2 pseudogenes are annotated in these 1,132 nt (G+C 74.7%); one reads left to right on the top strand and one right to left on the bottom strand.

The features are described from left to right. Window positions 1-466: pseudogene (locus tag H5J33_RS36090) on the top strand (hypothetical protein); the annotation flags it as partial. Window positions 467-497: 31 nt separating this feature from the next. Here H5J33_RS36090 and H5J33_RS36085 read toward each other — a convergent pair. Continuing rightward, window positions 498-1,132 (bottom strand): annotated as a pseudogene (locus H5J33_RS36085) (hypothetical protein); the annotation flags it as partial.

Below are 1,132 nucleotides of genomic sequence, written 5' to 3'. Positions count from 1 at the left end.
CAGCGCCGACCCCGCCCGGCAGCAGGCGGTGGAGCTGGACAAGCTGCTCGCGGACAGCGGCAGCAGCCGGGCCGCGGTGATCCAGGCGGTGGCCGACGTCCGCAAGTGCGACAACCTCGAGCGGGCCGCGGCCGATCTGCGGGACGCGGCCCGGCAGCGCGGCGAGCTGGTCACCCGGCTGAACAAGCTGCCCACGGACAAGCTGCACTCCCAGGGCCACCTCAGGGACGCGCTGACCCGGGCCTGGCAGGCGTCCGCCGCGGCCGACAGCCACTACGCGGCCTGGGCCGACCAGGTCAAGGGCCACAAGGGCTGCCACAAGGGGCAGGCGCGCGCCACCGGCGAGACCCAGGCGGGCAACCGGGAGAGCAAGACCGCGAGCGAGCAGAAGGGCAAGGCGGCCCCGCTGTGGAACGCGATCGCCCGGCAGTACGGCCTGACCGAACGCCAGCCGACCCAGCTGTGACGCCCCCGGCGGGCCCCGGCGCCGGGGCCCGTCAGGGCACCTCGGCCCGCGCCAGGACCGGGGTCATGTCGGCGACCCCGTTCCTGTCGCCGGCGTGCTCCTTGGCCGCGACCAGCCTGCCGTCCCGGACCACCTGGAGGGTGACGTCGGCGTTGACCAGCCGCGGGAAGCCGACCCCGGCGAGCCGGCCCGCGTAGGGCCAGCTCAGGGTCGGGGTGAGGCCGCCGGTGGAGACCCGCAGCCCGTCGTTGAGGGTGCGCCGCACCGTGTCGGCGCTCACCTCGCCGTCGCCGATCTTCTCCAGGACGGCCCGGAGCACCGTGTAGGCGATCCAGGTGGTCTGCACCCCGGCGTCGGCGGGGTCGATGCGGTCGTCGTCGAAGGCCGCCTCGCTGATCACCTTCCTCATCGGGGCCCAGCGCGGATCGGAGGCGGCCGGGTACCAGCCGGTGATGTACGCCCCCTCGTACGGTCCAAAGGCCCCGCCCGTTGCGTTGATCACCGTCTGGTCGACGCTGCCGAGCACGGTCGCCGTCCGCACGCCCGGGTGGTTCGCGCGGACCCGCCGGAAGGAGTCCATGAAGGTGTCCGTGCGGTCGCCGAGCGCGGGCACCACACAGCCTTCGCGGGCCGGGTCGAGGAGTCCGGGGCGCGGAACTCGACGCG

Origin of the sequence: Streptomyces sp. WELS2, from assembly GCF_013870595.1 — a bacterium.
In the GTDB taxonomy this organism is placed as follows: Bacteria; Actinomycetota; Actinomycetes; order Streptomycetales; family Streptomycetaceae; genus Streptomyces.
Note: the sequence above shows the minus strand (reverse complement) of the source record. Positions and strands in the feature narration are given on the sequence as shown.